The sequence below is a fragment of the Vibrio sp. 1078-1 genome, assembly GCF_033340475.1.
In genome coordinates, this window is sequence record NZ_JAWOWM010000400.1 from 1 (window position 1) to 676 (window position 676).

1 protein-coding gene is annotated in these 676 nt (G+C 44.7%); it reads right to left on the reverse strand.

The window, feature by feature from the left end; translation table 11 throughout:
• Positions 1–186: 186 nt before the first annotated feature.
• On the reverse strand, positions 187–676 hold a 490-nt coding region (locus R7190_RS27820), incomplete at its 5' end, for an NADP-dependent isocitrate dehydrogenase (RefSeq protein WP_318137921.1).

Here is a 676-nt window from a genome sequence, read left to right on the forward strand (position 1 = left end):
GTCCAAAGGGATGCCACGCAAGTAGCGGTGTGCCAATTGAAGCCCAAGCCAAGTAAATTGAGTGCTGTCGTAGAAACCATTGCTCTCACATAGCTTAAACCTTTGTGAAGAGAAAAATAAACCCGCCAATTAAGCGGGTTTCTTATTATCTGAAAAACACGCCGCTCACGACGTGTCATCCGCAGATTACTTGTCGATGATTGCGTTAAACGTTTCGCTTGGACGCATCAATTTAGAAACCAAAGCATCGTCTAGTAAGTAGTAACCACCTAGCTCACCTTTCACGCCTTGAGCACTATTAAGTTCTGTAACAATCTTCTCTTCTTGCTCAGCAAGAGATTTTGCAATAGGTGCAAATTCAGTGGCTAAGTCTGCATCCACCGTTTGCTCTGCCAATGCTTTCGCCCAGTACAGTGCTAAGTAGAAGTGACTACCACGGTTATCCAACTCACCTACTTTACGTGATGGCGATTTATTTTTGTCTAGGAATTCACCCGTTGCTTTGTCTAGTGTATCGGCTAGAACTTGCGCTTTAGCATTGCCAGTTGCTGAGCTTAAATGCTCTAGAGAAGCAGCTAATGCTAAGAACTCGCCTAGAGAATCCCAACGCAGGTGGTTTTCTTTCTCAACTTGTTGAACGTGTTTTGGAGCAGAACCACCAGCACCGGTTTCAAAC